We start from the raw sequence: 17,480 nt of genomic DNA on the forward strand, positions 1-17,480 counted from the left end.
GAAGAAGGACTAGTACAAATAAAAAAGGATTAAAGGAGTGTTTTCATAAAGATGAAAAGGGTTTCTGGGATTTCATCAACTTTTTCTATTTGGAGGAGAAGTTGTTGATAATTTTTGCTGAAAAATCTCGTTATACTCTTCTTATTCTTATAGAAGAGTCTATAGGAAAAAGCAGAAAATGAATCCGCATTCGAAGTAAGACTGCGTTTTGAGGAGATAAAAAGAAAAGGTGTGTTGGCTGTCTGTTTTAGCAAGGAAGAAAGACAACAGAAGAGCACTCACTTATTTGGTTTAAAATAAAAAATTGGTACGAAGTGAACGTTCTCTTCTATGTGTCGTTAGTAGAGGAAGGATGAAAGAAATGAGAAAGAATGGTCCAATGGTAAACCGTTGGCTCTACGGGTTGATGTGTTTGTTACTTGTTCTAAATTATGGCACACCACTCATGGCTTTGGCGGAAGAGGTTAACAGCGATGGTCAGTTAACGTTAGGAGAAGTGAAGCAAACCAGCCAGCAAGAAATGACCTTAGCGCTTCAAGGAAAAGCACAACCAGCAACACAAGAGGTTGTAGTGCATTATAGTGCCAATATGTCAATCAAAGCTGCACATTGGGCAGCGCCCAATAATACGCGCAAGATTCAAGTAGATGACCAGAAGAAACAGATTCAAATTGAATTGAATCAGCAAGCGTTAGCAGATACGTTAGTCTTAACGTTGAACCCTAAAGCTACAGAAGATGTGACGTTTTCTTATGGACAACAACAACGAGCGTTGACGTTAAATACTGGTACTGATCCGACAGAATCAACGGTAATCACGAGTTCGCCAGCCGCAACAGCGAATGAAGGTTCAACAGAAGAAGCATCTACAAAATCCTCTGTTCCTCGTTCGTCCAAAGAAACTGTCGCCAGCACGACGAAAGCGGTAGAAAGTAAAACAACCGAGTCTACGACTGTCAAACCGCGCGTAGCAGGACCAACAAATATCAGTAACTATTTTACAGGTGATGAAACAACGATTATCGATAATTTTGAAGATCCGATTTATTTAAATCCTGATGGCACACCAGCAACACCGCCGTATAAAGAAGATGTGACCATTCATTGGAACTTTAACTGGTCGATTCCAGAAGATGTACGAGAACAAATGAAAGCAGGCGATTACTTCGAGTTTCAATTACCTGGCAATTTGAAACCTAATAAACCAGGTTCAGGTGATTTAGTTGATGCGGAAGGCAATGTCTATGGAACCTACACAATTAGTGAAGATGGTACGGTTCGTTTTACCTTTAATGAGCGAATCACGTCTGAAAGTGACATTCACGGGGACTTTTCTTTAGATACTCATTTGAATGATTCAGATGGGCGGGGCCCAGGAGATTGGGTGATTGATATTCCTACACAAGAAGATTTGCCGCCTGTAGTGATTCCGATTGTCCCAGATACCGAACAACAAATTGATAAACAAGGCCATTTTGATCGAACGCCCAATCCTAGTGCGATTACTTGGACGGTAGATATCAATCAAGCGATGAAAGATCAAACAAATCCAACTGTGACGGAAACATGGCCAACAGGGAATACCTTTAAGTCCGTGAAAGTCTATGAGTTAGTGATGAATCTTGATGGAACAATTAAAGAAGTGGGTCGTGAACTTAGTCCAGATGAATATACCGTTGATAAAAATGGCAATGTGACGATTAAAGGTGACACCAACAAAGCGTATCGTCTTGAGTACCAAACGACGATTGACGAGGCGGTTATTCCAGATGGCGGCGGCGACGTGCCTTTTAAAAATCACGCGACGTTAACAAGTGATAATAATCCAAATGGGTTAGATGCTGAAGCAACTGTGACGGCAACCTATGGCAAAATGTTAGACAAGCGCAATATAGATTACGATGAAACCAATCAAGAATTCACTTGGGAAATTAACTACAACTATGGTGAACAAACCATTCCAAAAGACCAAGCAGTCATTACAGACACAATGGGGGATAATTTAACGTTTGAACCAGATTCTTTACATTTATATTCAGTGACGTTTGATGACAAAGGAAATGAAGTCGTTGGAGCAGAACTTGTGGAAGGAAAAGATTACAAAGTGGTAATCAACGGAGACGGTTCCTTTGCAATTGACTTTTTACATGATGTGAATGGCGCAGTCAAGATTGATTATAAAACCAAAGTTGATGGAATTGTCGAAGGCGATGTTGCCGTGAATAATCGTGTGGATGTCGGCACTGGTCAGCATTCAGAAGGTGATGGCACAGCCAGTCAACAAAATATTATTAAAAACACTGGTGCAGTTGATTATCAAAATTCAACGATTGGCTGGACGTTAGCTGTGAATCAAAATAATTATTTGATGGAAAACGCCGTGATTACGGATACGTACGAACCAGTTCCTGGCTTAACTATGGTACCCAATTCGTTGGTTGTTAAAGATACAACCACTGGTGCTCAGTTGACGTTAGGCAAGGATTTCATGGTAGAAATAACTCGTAATGCAGATGGTGAAACAGGCTTTAAGGTAAGTTTTATAGGGGCGTATGCCAAAACAAGTGATGCTTTCCACATAACCTATACTACCTTTTTCGATGTTACCGAGTTAGACGCTAATGATCCCGCGTTGGACCATTACCGAAATACTGCTGCCATTGATTGGACGGATGAAGCAGGAAACAATCATCATTCAGAAGATAGTAAACCGTTTAAACCTTTACCTGCTTTTGATTTAAATGCGCAAAAAAGCGGTGTTTACAATGCCGTCACCAAAGAAATCACTTGGACGCTTGCGGTGAATTTAAGTAATAATCGTTTAGTCGACGCCTTTTTGACGGATCCAATTTTAGCCAATCAAACCTATTTGGCTGGGAGCTTGAAAGTCTATGAAGGCAATACAAAGCCAGATGGTTCGGTTGAAAAAGTGAAACCAACGCAACCGTTGACGGATATCACAATGGAAGAACCAAGCGAGAAAAACCAAAATACTTGGCGTGTTGATTTTCCTAATGATAGTCGTACGTATGTGATTGAATTTAAGACGTCTGTTGATGAAAAAGTTATCGAAGGTTCGGCTAGTTATGACAATACCGCATCTTATACAAACCAAGGTTCTTCACGTGATGTGACAGGAAAAGTTTCTATTCAACATGGTGGCGAATCAGTGAAAAAAGGTGGCGAATACCACAAAGATGATCCAGATCATGTGTACTGGCATGTAATGATCAATGGCGCCCAATCGGTTTTAGACGATGTGGTTATTACTGATACACCCTCACCAAACCAAGTGCTAGATCCCGAATCATTGGTGATTTACGGTACCAACGTAACAGAAGACGGAACGATTACGCCAGATAAATCTGTTATTTTAGAAGAAGGAAAAGATTACACACTGGAAGTTACCACCGATAATGAAACAGGACAACAAAAAATTGTCGTTAAAATGGCTCATATTGAAGCACCTTATTATATGGAATATCGTAGTTTAGTGACTTCTTCAGCGGCGGGGAGTACAGACACGGTATCCAACCAAGTGTCAATTACTGGAAATGGTTCAGAAGTCGTTCATGGGGATGACAATGGCGATGTGGTCGTTGACATTGATCACAGTGGCGGGCATGCTACAGGAACCAAAGGCAAAATTCAGCTGAAGAAAACAGCCATGGATGGGACGACTATTTTAGCAGGCGCCCATTTCCAAATTTGGGACCAAGCTAAAACACAAGTCCTACGTGAAGGTACAGTAGACGCCACTGGGGTTATCACATTTGGTGGGTTGCCGCAAGGGCAATACATTTTGGTGGAGACAAAAGCACCAGAAGGCTATACAGTTTCGGACGAATTAGCTAAAGGCCGAGTCATTACTATTGATGAAGAAACTTCAGCCGAAGGAGCACAACCAACCATTATTAAAAACGATGTCAATAAAGTATTTTTAGAAAAAATGGATGAGAAGGGTAAAAAGTTAGTCAATGCTCGCTTTAAATTAGAGCATGCCGTAACCACGCCGTTTACTCATTGGGAAGAAGTTCCCCTTGCGCCGGATCGAACCAACGAGAATGGCCAGTTAGAGGTGGATAGTTTAAAACCAGGGCTTTATCAGTTCACAGAAATCGAAGCACCGACAGGCTATCTTTTAGATACTAGGCCAAAACGATTCATTGTGACACAAAGTATGAGTGGGCAAATTCGTGACGTTCACGTTAAAATGCTGAATTACCAAGGTTCTGCTGAGCTAATTAAAAAAGACCAAGCAGGCAATCCATTAGCAGGTGCTGAATTTTCAGTCCTTGATGCCACAGGACAAGCGGTTCGAGAACACGTAGTTTCGGATGCAAACGGAAAAGTCACAGTGACGGATTTAGCCCCAGGAAAATATCAATTTGTGGAAACTAAAGCGCCAGCAGGGTACCTTTTAAACACTGAACCAAGTGCTTTCACGATTGCAGCAAGCGATCGGGGCAAACCAGCAACAGTTATAGCAACGGCTAACTTTGTTAACTATCAAGGCGCAGCTAAATTAATCAAAAAAGATGTGAATGGACACTTATTAAGTGGTGCGACATTTAAAGTGCTTGATGCGAAGGGACAAACGATTCAAACAGGCTTGACGACAAATAATCAAGGGGAAATTATTGCAGAGCACTTAGCCCCAGGTAAATATCGCTTTGTAGAAACCAAAGCACCAACAGGCTATTTATTAAATACCACGCCAGTCCCATTTGAAATTGCTGAGAAAAATGCTGGTAAACCAGCGGTCGTGGTTGCTAGTGACAACTTTGTGAATTACAAAGGGGCTTTCCAAATCGTGAAAACGAATAGCGCAGACCAACCATTAGCAGGTGCTATTTTTGAATTATATGATCACAATAAACAATCATTAGGGATTACAGCAACGAGTGGCAAAGATGGCAAAATTATCTTTAGAGACTTGGCGCCAGGTACCTATTATTACAAAGAAATCAAAGCACCAAAATTACCAGATGGCGCAGATTATATTATTTATCCTGAATTAGTAAAAGTAGAAATTCGTGGTGATTTCAAAGGTGATCCGGAGATCTTCCAATTAGGGGCCTTCGCCAATTTCAAAGGACGCGCCGTCTTTAAGAAAATTGATGCCAATGCGAACCCACTTCCAGGAACAATTTTTAAATTGTATCGAATCGAAAACGGGGAAAAAATCTTTGAAAGAGAAGTAACTGCTGAAAAAGATGGTTCATTGGCTATGGAGGATTTAGGCGCTGGTAGCTATGAATTAGATGAACTGGATGCAACGGATGGCTATATCGTCAATAAACAACCCATTTATTTTGTAGTGAAGAAGAATTCAAATGATAAACAACCACTAGATGAGTTAGAATTTGTGAATTATCAAGCGGAAGTAACGGGACGTAAAGTCACTGAGCAAGGTCAAACCTTAGCGGGTGCAGTTTTTGCAATTTACAATGCCGATGAGCAGAATCAGCCCCAAGGTTCACCGATAACATTCTTGAATCGTGCAGGAGAAAAAGTTTCTGAAATAACAACGGATAAGACTGGCGAAATTTACGCTAAAGGGCTAAATGAAGGGCATTACGTTTTAGTGGAAACGAAAGCACCAACAGGCTATCTGTTAGACACAACGCCACATCCATTTGATGTAACCGCCCAATTAGGAAAAGAGCAGCCAATTGCTTTAGGCGATCTTATCAATTATCAAGGAACTGCTCAATTAACCAAAGAAAACGAAACAGGTGAAGCATTGGCAGGTGCGGTGTTTAAGGTCATTGATGAAACAGGGCAAACCGTGGCTGGACAAACTAATCTGATGTCTGACAAGCAAGGCAAAGTCATTGCGAAAAATTTAGCACCGGGAACGTATCGTTTTGTGGAGACACAAGCGCCAACTGGCTATCTTCTTAATGAAACGCCAAGCGCAAGCTTTACGATTGCCAAAGACAACCAGGGCAAACCAGCCACTGTGGTACTTAAAGCACCTTTTATTAATTACCAAGGTGCTGCCAAGCTGGTGAAAATTGATCAGCAAAAGAATGCCTTAGCAGGTGCTGAATTTAAAGTGACAGATGCAGAGACAGGGCAAACTGTCGCTCGTTCATTACGTTCTGACAGCCAAGGGTTAGTTCAAGTGAACCACTTACAACCAGGAAAATATACCTTTGTGGAAACAAAAGCACCGGATGGTTACCAACTGTCTAAGCAAGCTGTCGCATTCACTATTGCGGCAACAGCGAAAGACAAACCTGAACTCGTGGATGCGGGCACGTTTGTTAACGAGAAACAACCTGTATCCAAAAAAACAAAACCAAATCAGCCAACAACGAAACAAGTAGCTAGAGAGACAGGTTGGCTTGGTTTACCGAAAACCAACACACAAGTCAATTACTTCTTTGTCTTTATCGGCCTCCTGTTGGTCAGTTTGGCATGTTGGCTCTTCTATAAAAAGAGCAAGAAATAAGCAAAAGCTATAAAAAAACAGGCCATCCGTCCTTTCGACGGATGGCCTGTTTTTTCATCTTAAGCTAATCAACTGAACAAAAGTAGCTCCTTCTTATTGACATTCTCAGGTAAGCCTTCATCGCAGTTTAGCCTTTGAACAGAACTTACTGAGTTCTTGGAGCAAATCGCTTGTGCCTCAGCCTTTGTTTTTCGATGCTATCTTTAGGTATTTTGGCTAAAATATTGTACACTTTACATGTGCAAGAAATTTAGTTAGAGATATGAGGATAGAATGATGAAAAAGATGATGGTTTTATACAACGAAACTTCAGGAAGTAGTGAAAGTAAAGAGATTGCAGAACGCTTTAAAAAAACTGCAGAAGCGAAAGGGGAAGCGGTTATTTTGCAACCTTCCAATCCAGACATTGATCCTGAAGAAATGCGGAAAAATGCCAAAGAAAATCAAGTGGGTGTCTTGGTCGTTATTGGTGGTGACGGGACCATTCATCATGCCGTTCAAAATTTTAAAGACACCATTCGTGACTATCAAATAGGGATTATTCCAGGTGGAACAGTCAATAATTTTGCGCGTGTGTTAAGTATTCCTTTGAAAGAAGAAGACGCCTTTGAGACCATTTTGGCAGGACAGACCACGCCAGTTGACTTTGGAATGGTAAATCAAGATGTGATGATTTCGACCTTAACGATTGGACTATTAGCAGATACAGCAGCAAATGTGACCCAACAGGAGAAACAAAAATATGGTCCTTTAGCCTTTACAAAGCAATTTTTCCGCTTATTAATGAAAAAGAAAAAGTACAAACTAAAAATTGATGGCGATGAAAGACGTTGGCATGGCAAAGCCCAATTATTAACGATGACCATGACGAATTCTGCTGGCGGCTTTACCAATTTCGATGCCAATGCCACGCCAGATGACGGCGAAGTGCACATTATCATTTTGCCTAAGTTAGTTTTTTACAAGTTTGTCTATTATTTACCTAAAATTATCAGAGGACAATTAAATGAAATTCCTGGTGTCGTGTATTTCTCTGGAAGTCAATTTAAAATTAGTGGCGAAAAAGACAAGAAAGTCCAAACACGAACAGATGGCGACCCTACTGATGATTTACCGATTAAAGTAACGGTGGAAGCTGGGGGACTCAACGTGTTTGTTCCTGAAACGTCCACATCTACGAAAGAATAAAAGAAACAACTGTTATTTTTTTCGTGGAATAGATTTCTCATTTTGTGTACAATAGAACAGAAGAGAGGCAGTTGAGTGAACAGTGAAATGGGATGAATATGTTGATATATTCGATACAGATGTCGTTTCTAAAATTATTATTTTAAGAAACTTGCCAATTAATGAAGGCTGGATTGACATCAATGAGTTAGCAGAAGAATTACAATTAAACAAAAAATCAGTCAAAAAATACGTAGAGCTTCTAAAAGATGACATTACGTATTATGCTGTGGATAATGATGCTTCTTTGGCTTTTGAAAAGGGGCATGGTTATCGCTTGAACTTGGCGTCTAGCCAAGCGTTCCAGAAACTTTATACAGCAATTTTTCGGGATAGTTTAACTTATCAAGTAATGGAAGATTTATTCTGGGGTCGATTTAATGGGATTGTGCCAGCGACAGCAAAATATCATACCAGTGATGCCACGATTCGGCGCTTGCTCAAAGGGTTTACAGAAATTTTAGCACCATTGGGTTTAGTAATTAATAAAAGTACTTGGAAAATTGAAGGCAATGAAGCGTATTTGCGCCATTTTGCTTACACTATTTTTATGGACTTAATCCGTGATACGTGGCCTTTTGACTATATACAAGAAACGGAAGTCGCACAAACTGTCCAAAAAATGATGGCTTTTTTCAACGTAGAAGTTGCGGAAACGGTGATACGCCGAGTTAAATATATGGTCGCTATCTCAAAAGTCCGTAGTGCGCAAGGCGCCGAATATCGACCTTCAGCCGAGCAAGAAACTTATTTAGAAGGTAATAAACATTACCAAGCCTTTATAGAAGAGATGACAGCTACAACCCTTTTCCTTAACAAAAACGATTTAACTTTTGTGTACTTTTTCTTGTTAGCCAATGACCAATTTTATCAAGATGAAGCCACTGCACAAGCAATTTTAGCGCATTTTGATGAGTCTGAAGCGCCTGTTTATATGTTGACTCATTTAGTCCAACATTTCTTATTAGAAGAAATACAAATGACGCCGCAATTGGAAAAAATTCGTCCGCAAATTTTTTATTATTTGTTTGCTACACATTTATTTGCCGAACTTTACTATGTCCAAAATGTGAAAATGTATAATGTCTTTTGGAATAAAGTCAAAGAAAAATATCCGGTTCTTTTAGAAGAATTAAGCCAAGGCTTAAATCAACTTTACGAACAAACAGGCAATGAATTATTTACAAATAAAGAATTTTTGGCTTTGCGTTATTCTAGTGTTTTGGCGCTTTCTAATGATTTAATTCATCGTGAACAAAAAATTGTTTTAGGGTTAAAATCAGGCTTGCCAGTACTGGAAGAAGAACGGGTGAAACTTTCGATTGAAAATAATTTTCGTCGGTTTTATGCATTGGAAGTTTTACGATACAGTGAAGCAAGCAAAGAAGAATGGCAAAATATTGATTTACTATTAGTGACTTCTTTGGCAGATGTAGAAACGGGCCATCCAGAGATCTTTTTACTTTCAAGTGAGTTAACGTTTGAGCAATATAATCGTTTGAACCAAAAAATAGTAAAAATTAACGAGAAAAGAACCACGTCACTTTAATAAAAAATCAAAAAATGGGCTTTTTTGATGCATATGTCCGATAAATTGTAAAAAAATTTTTCTAAAAAGTAAAAAAAGACAAGAAGAAAACGTCAATAAGTAGGTGTTGATTACCTACTTATTGACGTTTTCTCGTTGTTTTTTAATAAATACTGCGTCAATTCGTCTGAAAATTATGTCAAAAAGGTACTTTTTTTGCTTTTTTTATCGTAAATAATAGATGGTTAGCTATTGATAGCAAAGGAACTACTACTTTTTTTAACAGTCAGTTAAAAAATATTGAGGGTTCTCACAAGAATTTTTCTATATAATAGAAAGAGCAAGGGAAGGAAGGCGGGATGAGATGAAAAAACGAATGGAACAAATTGAAGAAATTTTAAGTTGTGAAGAAAATAGTGCCGGTGTTCGCTTAAAGGAATTGGTTGAGGCTTTAGAATTAGAAGTCACAAATCAAAACTTGTTAAAGGTAACAAGTATCTTACATATGAATCCAAAATTTAAAAAAATTTATGCATACGAAGACAGTCGTGTTATTACGCTGTATCAACTTTTACAAAATAAGCCGTTGGAAGTAACGGAATGAAAAGTGGGAAACACATGAAGAAAACAATGCTCATTCTTCTATTTGGTTTATTGACAGTGGTGGGTCTACCAATGGTGACTGAAGCGGTTGAACCAGTTAACGCAACAGATACAACGATTTTTGGTGCGCAAGCGATGGTGCCTAATAGCACAGAGGATCAAACAGAGAAGTTACAGACGTTGCTGAGTCAGACAGCAAGGGAAGGACGGGCATTATTTTTACCACAGGGAAGTTATGCTCTGTCAAAAGATATTGTGATTTCTTCAAATTATCAATTAATTGGCGATACAACAGGAGCCACTATTTTACATAACGTTACAGGTACACCGATTCAGCTGACAGACACCACATACGGAACGAAAACCAATGTACGACTTCAGAATATTGCTTTTGACGGCATCAATGTGACCTTGAAATTGACGAATCAATTAACGCTAGCAAACAATATTTTTTATAATCCCTTAAAAGGATTCGTAGTCAATTTAAATGCAGATATTGGCGTTAAAATTTCAGGTAATATTTTTATGCGAGACACAGCACATATGCAGCCAGGAATTGATTTTAACCGAGCGATTTATATTGGTGGCTATTCAACGCCAAGTCGCTTCCAGTATATGTCAGATGTAGACATCGTGGACAATTTATTTGGGTTAAAAGTGACAGAATTAGATGCGATTAAAAGTACCAGTCGTTCAGACTTAGCAGCGACTATTACACGTTTGCAAACAGCCATTGAAGCCGGTGCTATTTCAGTACCTAATGAACAAAATTATCTATCCACCGGGGTTAATTCTTTTAATATGCTGAAGGATGTAACTGTCCAACATAATTTTTTCTATTCAACCTATGATAATGAAAACTTGAATGGTCTAGTGGGAGATCATGCGATTTATTTCCGTGGTGCCCAAAATATCACGGTGGTGGGGAATCACTTACGTGGACTACAAAATGGTCCAGCTGGCGGATTTAAGTTTAAATCAGGTCGTAATATTACGATTATGAATAATTATTTGCGAAATACAGGCCTCATTATGTATGGAACACCAGAGATTGGTTTGGCAGAAACGCAAGCAGAGGGAGCTATTTCAGAATTATCCAACTGGCTAGTGGCTAATAACATTTTTGATTGGAAGTATTGGGACAATCAATATGCAATTGGGATGGAATACAATCGACATACAGGAAATAACAATGTGTTCAATGGCGTATTTATCAACAATCAGTTTGTTAACTACCATAATATTCCGCAAAATCGACGTCGGGAATTGTTAATCGCTAGTGGCGGTGGTTTCCGACCAGAAACGAGTTTTGTGAAAGACAATACTCGAGATGATGGCCTTAAAAACGGCCAATTATTGGTAGAAAATTGGACAGAGGCGGACTATCGCTTAATGCCAGCAACATGGGAATCATTAATTTCACCAACACTTTACGAGCAATATAAAAATACGCCAATTCCGGTTAGAAATACTTTAGCAACCCCTGTGGCTACAACGATTGTGCAAGGACAATCAATCGATCCGCAGCAACTGGTTGCTAATACAAATGACGCGGATGAAGCAGTCCCAGCCGCTAAAATCGTCAATCCAGAGGTCTTAAATGAAATCGGCCAACAAAAAGTGACTGTTCAATTAACTTATGAAACAGGTTCATTGGTAACAGTGAACGTACCGGTGACGGTAGAGGCTCCGGCAAAAAAGCTTGATTTGTCCCAGCTACAAACCGTTTATGCTTCGATTGGTGAAGCAAACCAATATACAGTTTACTCTTGGCAGCTATTCACTGCCATTGGGCCTAAAACAATTGTTCCTTCCTATTATCAGCAGGCGACACAATTGTTAGCAGAAGGTCAGGAGAGTCAGGACAAAACCCAAGAGCAAGTGGATCAGTTAACAAGTAATTTGCAATCTGCAATGAAAGTATTAGTCAAAAAAGCCGATATCACGCTAGAGCGTACAGAAGCAGAAAATGAACTTGCAAGCGTTCATAAATTAGACGAATCTGTATATACCAAAGACTCTTGGCAAGCCATGCAAAAAGCCTTAATAGATACAACAACTGGCGAAGGAAGCTCTAAGCAGTTACAACAACTGCTTGCTTGGTCAGATGAAGAATTATTAGAGCCAACACTTGGTGGCTTTAAAACGCCCGTAGATGCACAAAAGCGTATTAACCAATTAACACAAACCATAAAAACGGCGTTACTTCTGTTAGTTGAAAAATCAACAGAGACAACTAGTAACACAAGCGAAAACAGTACCTCAAGCACAACCAGTGAAACCAGTAATACCAGCGAAAGCAGCACGCCAAGCACGACAAATGAAAGCAGTAGTACCAGCGAAAGCAGCACGCCAAGCACAACCAGCGAAACCAGTAATACCAGCGAAAGCAGCACCTCAAGCACGACAAGTGAAAGCAGTAGTACCAGCGAAAGCAGCACGCCAAGTGAGAGCAGTAGTACGAGTGAAAGCAGCACGCCAAGCACAACCAGCGAAACCAGTAATACAAGTGAAAGCAGCACCTCAAGTACGACAAGTGAAACAAGCAATACAAATGAAAGCAACACACCAAGTACAACCAGTAAAACAAGTAGTACCAGCGAAAGTAGTGCTTCAAGTACGACCAGCGCAACCAACAGTACAAGTGAGAGTAGCACCCCAAGCACTGTAAACGAAAGCAGCCAAAACAAAGGCCAGAATTCTGTCATTTACGCGGTAGAGTCTAATCAAGATCCTAATGACGCTCAAAGTAATTCCAAGCCCTCTGCCAAGGCTAGTCAAACAAATGAATCAGTAGCAGAAAACCAAGCAACTAAACAGATACAGACGAATCAAGAATCGTCAGGAACAGTCAAAAAAGCGGATAATACGACCAAAATTGCCAAGAAAAAATTCCCCAAAACAGGGGAACAATCTTCAGCAGTTGGGAGCTTCCTAGGCCTGAGCTTGTTATCGTTAACTGCAGCAACCTATTGTTTTAAAGTGAAAAGATAACTCTTTAAAAACGGATAAGTAAACATCCTGAAACAAGAAATAGGACTTGTTTCAGGATGTTTTCATATAAAATTAAAAGAACTACAGTTTTTAGTGAAAAAATACACAAAAGTACTTGAATTTCTGTGATATAAGGGTAAAGTAAAGGAGGACAAAAAACAAAGGAAGTGAAATGTTTGTATACACCAGATGAAATTTTAAGTATTAGTATTGAAAATGGTCAGAAAAAAATTCAAAAGCCTTTGGTAGCAAAACTCATTTTAGGATTTATCGGCGGGGCTATGATTTCCCTCGGCTATTTAGCTTATGTGCGTGTTTCCGCCTCTATTCCAGCAGATTTAGCCAGTGTTCAAGCTTTAGTGGGAGCTGCGGTTTTCCCAATTGGTCTAATTGTTATTTTAATGGCTGGTGGTGAGTTAATCACAGGAAATATGATGGCGGTGAGTACGGCTTGGTTTGCTAAAAAGGTCTCTTTCAGAGAATTACTCGTGAACTGGGTCACAATTACATTGGCAAATATGGTTGGCGCCCTATTTGTTGCCTATTTTTTTGGCCATTATTTAGGTTTAACCAGTAGCGGCGCCTATTTAAATCAGGTTCTTTCTCTTGCAGAACATAAAGTTGCAGCAACTTGGCTTCAAGCAATTATTTCAGGTATTGGCTGTAACTGGTTCGTAGGTCTGGCCTTATGGATTTGTTATGGTGCGAAAGATGCAGCGGGGAAACTATTAGGCATCTGGTTTCCAGTAATGATTTTTGTTGCAATTGGCTTTCAGCATAGTGTGGCGAATGCATTCATCATTCCAGCCGCAATTTTTGAAGGCGGCGTTCAGTGGGGGGATTTTTTCCGTAATTTTATTTTTGTTTATTTAGGTAATATCATTGGTGGTGCCATTTTTGTTTCTGGCTTTTACTATTTAAGCTATCGCAAACATTAAATCCATTTAGCAGATAAAAACCTACACAAAGGCTAAATGCCTTTGTGCAGGTTTTTTCTTTTTAAACAAAAAGGAAAACGGTTGAAAAATTATTGCTAGATTTTTAAAACAATGTTACATTAATGTTACAAAAAGATTTCTGGAGGTAACGAAAAATGAAAAAAATTGCTTTGTTCAGTATGTTAACGTTCAGTGTATTGTCTTTAAGTCTAGCAGGATGTGGAAACAAAAAAACAGCAAGCACAAATGATTCTAAGCCAAAGCAAGAAACAAAGAAAGCCACGCAGAAATCCTCTAGTCAACAAGAAATGAAAAGTAGTCATTCGTCTGTCACGGGTCAAAATTCTAATGTGACAGGGGAAAATCCGTCAGAAAATGCCACGCAGCCTTCTGCAGGAACTGATGGAACGAATGAAGTCCCTCAAAACCAAGCACCTGATACAAACATTACAATTACCAATGTTGTTTTCAATCCTGAAAGAAATGAAATTAATGGTACTACATTACCTAATGCAACCATTACAGCAACGGTAGTCGGTGATGCTTCTGCACAAGCAGGTGTTTTTTATGCGGATGCCAATGGCAATTTTACAGTAATTAGTCCCAGAGCGGGAGCGACTACTCAATTAATCGCAACCGTTGATCAACGGAATAGTGCACCTGTCCAAATTGACATTCCAAGTTCAGGACAAGAAGCAGCGCTTTCTTTTAGCAATATTACGATTGATCCGAAACAAGGAACAATTTCTGGTAAAACAGCACCGAATGCAACTATTTTAGTGTCACGTGCAGATGATGCGCGGGTGATTTTAGCAAGTTTTACTGCGGATGCCCAAGGGAATTTCACAGCCAGTAATTTAGTTCCCGGCACAAAAAATCGCTTAGATGTTACGTTAAATGGAGAAATAGGGACACCTTACTTGTTTGATTTACCAAATTAAAATAGAAGAGAAGTGATCAAAGCCACCAACGCTAGTTAGCGTTGGTGGCTTTGATGTTTTAAGCTTCTTCTTTTTTATGATTGCGGATATGTAAATAGATGGTATTTTTTGAAATACCTAATCGATCGGCAATCTTTATGACAGAATCTTTGAGATTAAAAATTCCTTGATCATATAAACGAATAACAATTTCTTTATTTTGATTCAAATGTGATACATTTGGATCGCTTTCTACTGCTTGTTTTACTTTTGTCAGTGAAGTAGTGATTAATTCGTCAATATTGTCAGAAAAATGTTCAGAATTTTTAAGCTCTTGGGACATATCATTTTGTTGTCCTGAAGGTAATAAGTCTTGCAAGTAATCAATTAATGGCATTTCTAAATGCATATTGATACAGATCAATCCAATAATACGATCATTTTCACCGATAACTGGAATGGTGGAAGATTTTAAAATAACCCCTTTTTGATTTTTATTGTAGTAGGGTTTCACAGCGTAATCATGTTCCGACTCTACTTGACTTAACATTTTTAACGCCATATCAGTAATGGGGGCACCTTCCTTGCGGTTACTGAAATGGCCATTGATGACTTTGATAGCTGAACTTTCCAAATTTTCTAAACTATGAAGAATGACTTCATGGGTACTACCAAAGAAGTTCCCTAATCCATCAAGCATTAAGGCATGTGAATGTAAGATTTGTTTATCTACTTCACTTAAACGTAAATATGACTCCAAGTGATATCCTCCCCTACACTGAAATTAATTTTAGTGTAATACTTTTTTAATGGAAAAGCAATAAGATTCTTTACGTTAAAAAAATACATTGACTAAACTTTTGTTTAGTCGTATACTCTGAATGTGGAATGAAATTTTTGTTACTCATTGTACTTTAGTTCATCGAAATGTTCGCTCATTCTTTCACTTGTTGAGCAATAAAAATTTTATTCAGGAGTACCATCCGTTATAAAAAAATATAGTTGGAGGCAAAGAAATGAAAACGTCATCAGGAATCTTGATGTTAGTCTTAGTTTTATGTGGCATGTCCCTATTCTCTTTTAAAGCACCGCGAGGGAAAAAATCTTTAAGTGCTTTGTCTGGTGCAGCTTGTGCCACCTTTCTACCAGAGGCATTTTTGCGGTATGCAGTAGGCGGCGTTTTTCATTTAGATTATGTGTCGCAAATTGGTGAAACTATGGGTAGTCTAGGTGGTTTAGCAGCTGGAGCTCTTGTGCCGCTGGCTTTCGGGATTAGTCCAGTTTTTTCAATTATTTTAGGTCTGTCATTGATTAAAGTCAGCTTGTTACCAGCTTTTATTACCGCGTATCTTTTATCTTTTGTTGTTGAGCAGATGCAAAAACGTATTCCAGAAGGGATTGACTTATTAGTCGTTATTTTAGTCATTCCAGTCGCTGCTTCGTTAGTTGCTGGTTTTATTCAACCCGTTGTATTAGGTGTCCTAGAAGTTATTGGGGGCACGATTTTAAGTGCAGTAGATGGCAATCCATATGTGATGGGCGCAATTTTAGGTGCTATTATCCCGATTGTTGGTATGACACCGTTAAGTTCAATGGTTTTAACTGCCTTGATTGGTTTGACTGGTGTACCAATGGCTGTCGGTGCGTTGACTTGTTACGGCAGTTCCATTGTCAATGCGGCGCTATTTAAAAAGTTAAAACTAGGCACAGCTTCAACTCCGTTAGCTGTGGCAATTGAGCCATTAACACAAGTCGATATCATCAGCTCCAATCCAATACCTATTTACGCAACGAATTTATTTTCAGGAATGGTTAGTGGTATTGTAGTGACTTTCTTTGGCTTAAAAGTACCTGTGACAGGAATGGCAACACCGTGGGCTGGTTTACTTGTGACATTAGGTAACAATGCCATTCAAACGACTTTACTAGCAGTAGCGATTATCACAGTGGTCAGTCTGATGTTTGGATTTTTAGGTGCGCTGGTCTTTAAACGTTACAGAATTGAAGCGGTGGATAATACACCAGAATTTGAAGGAACGACGGAAGTAACCAGTGAAAAAGAAAAAGAAGCAGTAAAAACCAAAGGAGGAGTTACGTATGAACACAGCTATGGCCATCAATAAACCTAAAAAAGTGAACAAAGTAATGAACTACAAAAGTTGTTTTGACATTATCGGTCCTATTATGATTGGTCCTTCTAGTTCGCATACAGCTGGGGCCTTAGCAATTGGCTTAGCGGCAAGAAAGTTATTCGGCGGAACGCCAGAAAAAATTGTGATTAAATACTATGAATCTTTTGCAGACACGCATAAAGGACATGGGACTGATTTTGCAATTATTGGTGGAATTCTTGGACTAGCAGCAGATGATGCCAACGTAACACAATCCATTGAACTTGCGGAAGAACAAGGAATCGAGATTCAATTTTTAGAAATGAGTGAAGAAAGTCCAGTGAAGCATGCTAATACAGCATGTGTGACACTCAGTGATGCAACGCACGAAATCCATTTAACAGGAATTTCTGTAGGTGGCGGTACTATCGAGGTGAAATACATTGAATTAGACGGTTTCAATGTACAACTACATGGTCCTTTACCTATTTTGTTAGTCATTAATCAAGAAGAGCAGGCGATGCAAGCTTTTAAAGATACGTTACAAAAAAATAATATTCAAGTGAATGCGGTGTCTCGTTATGTGGAAGGGAATCAAATTTTATTCATCTTTGACTTAGATTCGGCACCAATTTCCTCGGTGAAAGAACAACTGTTTTCACTAGATGACACATCGAAAATAATCTTATTATGATAGGA

General features: G+C 39.1%; 10 protein-coding genes. 9 read left to right on the forward strand and 1 reads right to left on the reverse strand.

Annotated elements, in window-relative coordinates:
• The first annotated feature begins 361 nt into the window (after window positions 1-361).
• From fss1 to IGL17_RS00400, 7 genes are all read left to right on the forward strand, one after another.
• Window positions 362-6,460, forward strand: a complete 6,099-nt coding sequence (gene fss1 / locus IGL17_RS00370) for a fibrinogen-binding MSCRAMM adhesin Fss1 (RefSeq protein ID WP_154212441.1) — start codon at window positions 362-364, stop codon at window positions 6,458-6,460.
• A 273-nt stretch (window positions 6,461-6,733) separates the two neighbouring features.
• A complete protein-coding gene (locus IGL17_RS00375) occupies window positions 6,734-7,648 on the forward strand; it encodes a diacylglycerol/lipid kinase family protein (protein WP_016618545.1) in 915 nt (304 codons plus the stop codon).
• A gap of 82 nt (window positions 7,649-7,730) precedes the next feature.
• The gene (locus tag IGL17_RS00380) at window positions 7,731-9,236 is read left to right on the forward strand and encodes a helix-turn-helix domain-containing protein (protein WP_010707948.1); all 1,506 of its coding nucleotides are present in this window, start codon (window positions 7,731-7,733) and stop codon (window positions 9,234-9,236) included.
• Between the two features lie 343 nt (window positions 9,237-9,579).
• Entirely contained in the window at window positions 9,580-9,819 is a 240-nt protein-coding gene (locus IGL17_RS00385; RefSeq protein ID WP_002356115.1) for a hypothetical protein, read from the forward strand.
• Complete coding sequence (locus IGL17_RS00390) at window positions 9,816-12,812, forward strand: LPXTG cell wall anchor domain-containing protein (RefSeq protein WP_438760272.1); 2,997 nt, start codon at window positions 9,816-9,818, stop codon at window positions 12,810-12,812. The genes IGL17_RS00385 and IGL17_RS00390 overlap by 4 nt, the downstream gene beginning before the upstream one ends.
• Before the next feature lie 176 nt (window positions 12,813-12,988).
• Window positions 12,989-13,750: a formate/nitrite transporter family protein gene (locus IGL17_RS00395; protein ID WP_033624284.1), complete on the forward strand. Its 762-nt coding sequence runs from the start codon at window positions 12,989-12,991 to the stop codon at window positions 13,748-13,750.
• 155 nt (window positions 13,751-13,905) lie between these two features.
• Window positions 13,906-14,691: a lipoprotein gene (locus IGL17_RS00400; protein ID WP_010713639.1), complete on the forward strand. Its 786-nt coding sequence runs from the start codon at window positions 13,906-13,908 to the stop codon at window positions 14,689-14,691.
• Window positions 14,692-14,749: 58 nt separating this feature from the next.
• Here IGL17_RS00400 and IGL17_RS00405 read toward each other — a convergent pair whose 3' ends face one another.
• Entirely contained in the window at window positions 14,750-15,370 is a 621-nt protein-coding gene (locus IGL17_RS00405; RefSeq protein ID WP_002383467.1) for a helix-turn-helix transcriptional regulator, read from the reverse strand.
• Between the two features lie 316 nt (window positions 15,371-15,686).
• Between IGL17_RS00405 and IGL17_RS00410 the strand changes: the two genes are divergently transcribed.
• Together IGL17_RS00410 and sdaAB are read left to right on the forward strand one after the other, a co-directional pair.
• Window positions 15,687-16,793: a PTS sugar transporter subunit IIC gene (locus IGL17_RS00410; RefSeq protein ID WP_438839729.1), complete on the forward strand. Its 1,107-nt coding sequence runs from the start codon at window positions 15,687-15,689 to the stop codon at window positions 16,791-16,793.
• Entirely contained in the window at window positions 16,780-17,475 is a 696-nt protein-coding gene (gene sdaAB, locus IGL17_RS00415; protein WP_002387470.1) for an L-serine ammonia-lyase, iron-sulfur-dependent subunit beta, read from the forward strand. The genes IGL17_RS00410 and sdaAB overlap by 14 nt, the downstream gene beginning before the upstream one ends.
• Window positions 17,476-17,480: the final 5 nt, after the last annotated feature.

The sequence above is a fragment of the Enterococcus sp. AZ088 genome, from assembly GCF_051714845.1.
Taxonomy (GTDB): Bacteria; Bacillota; Bacilli; order Lactobacillales; family Enterococcaceae; genus Enterococcus; species Enterococcus faecalis.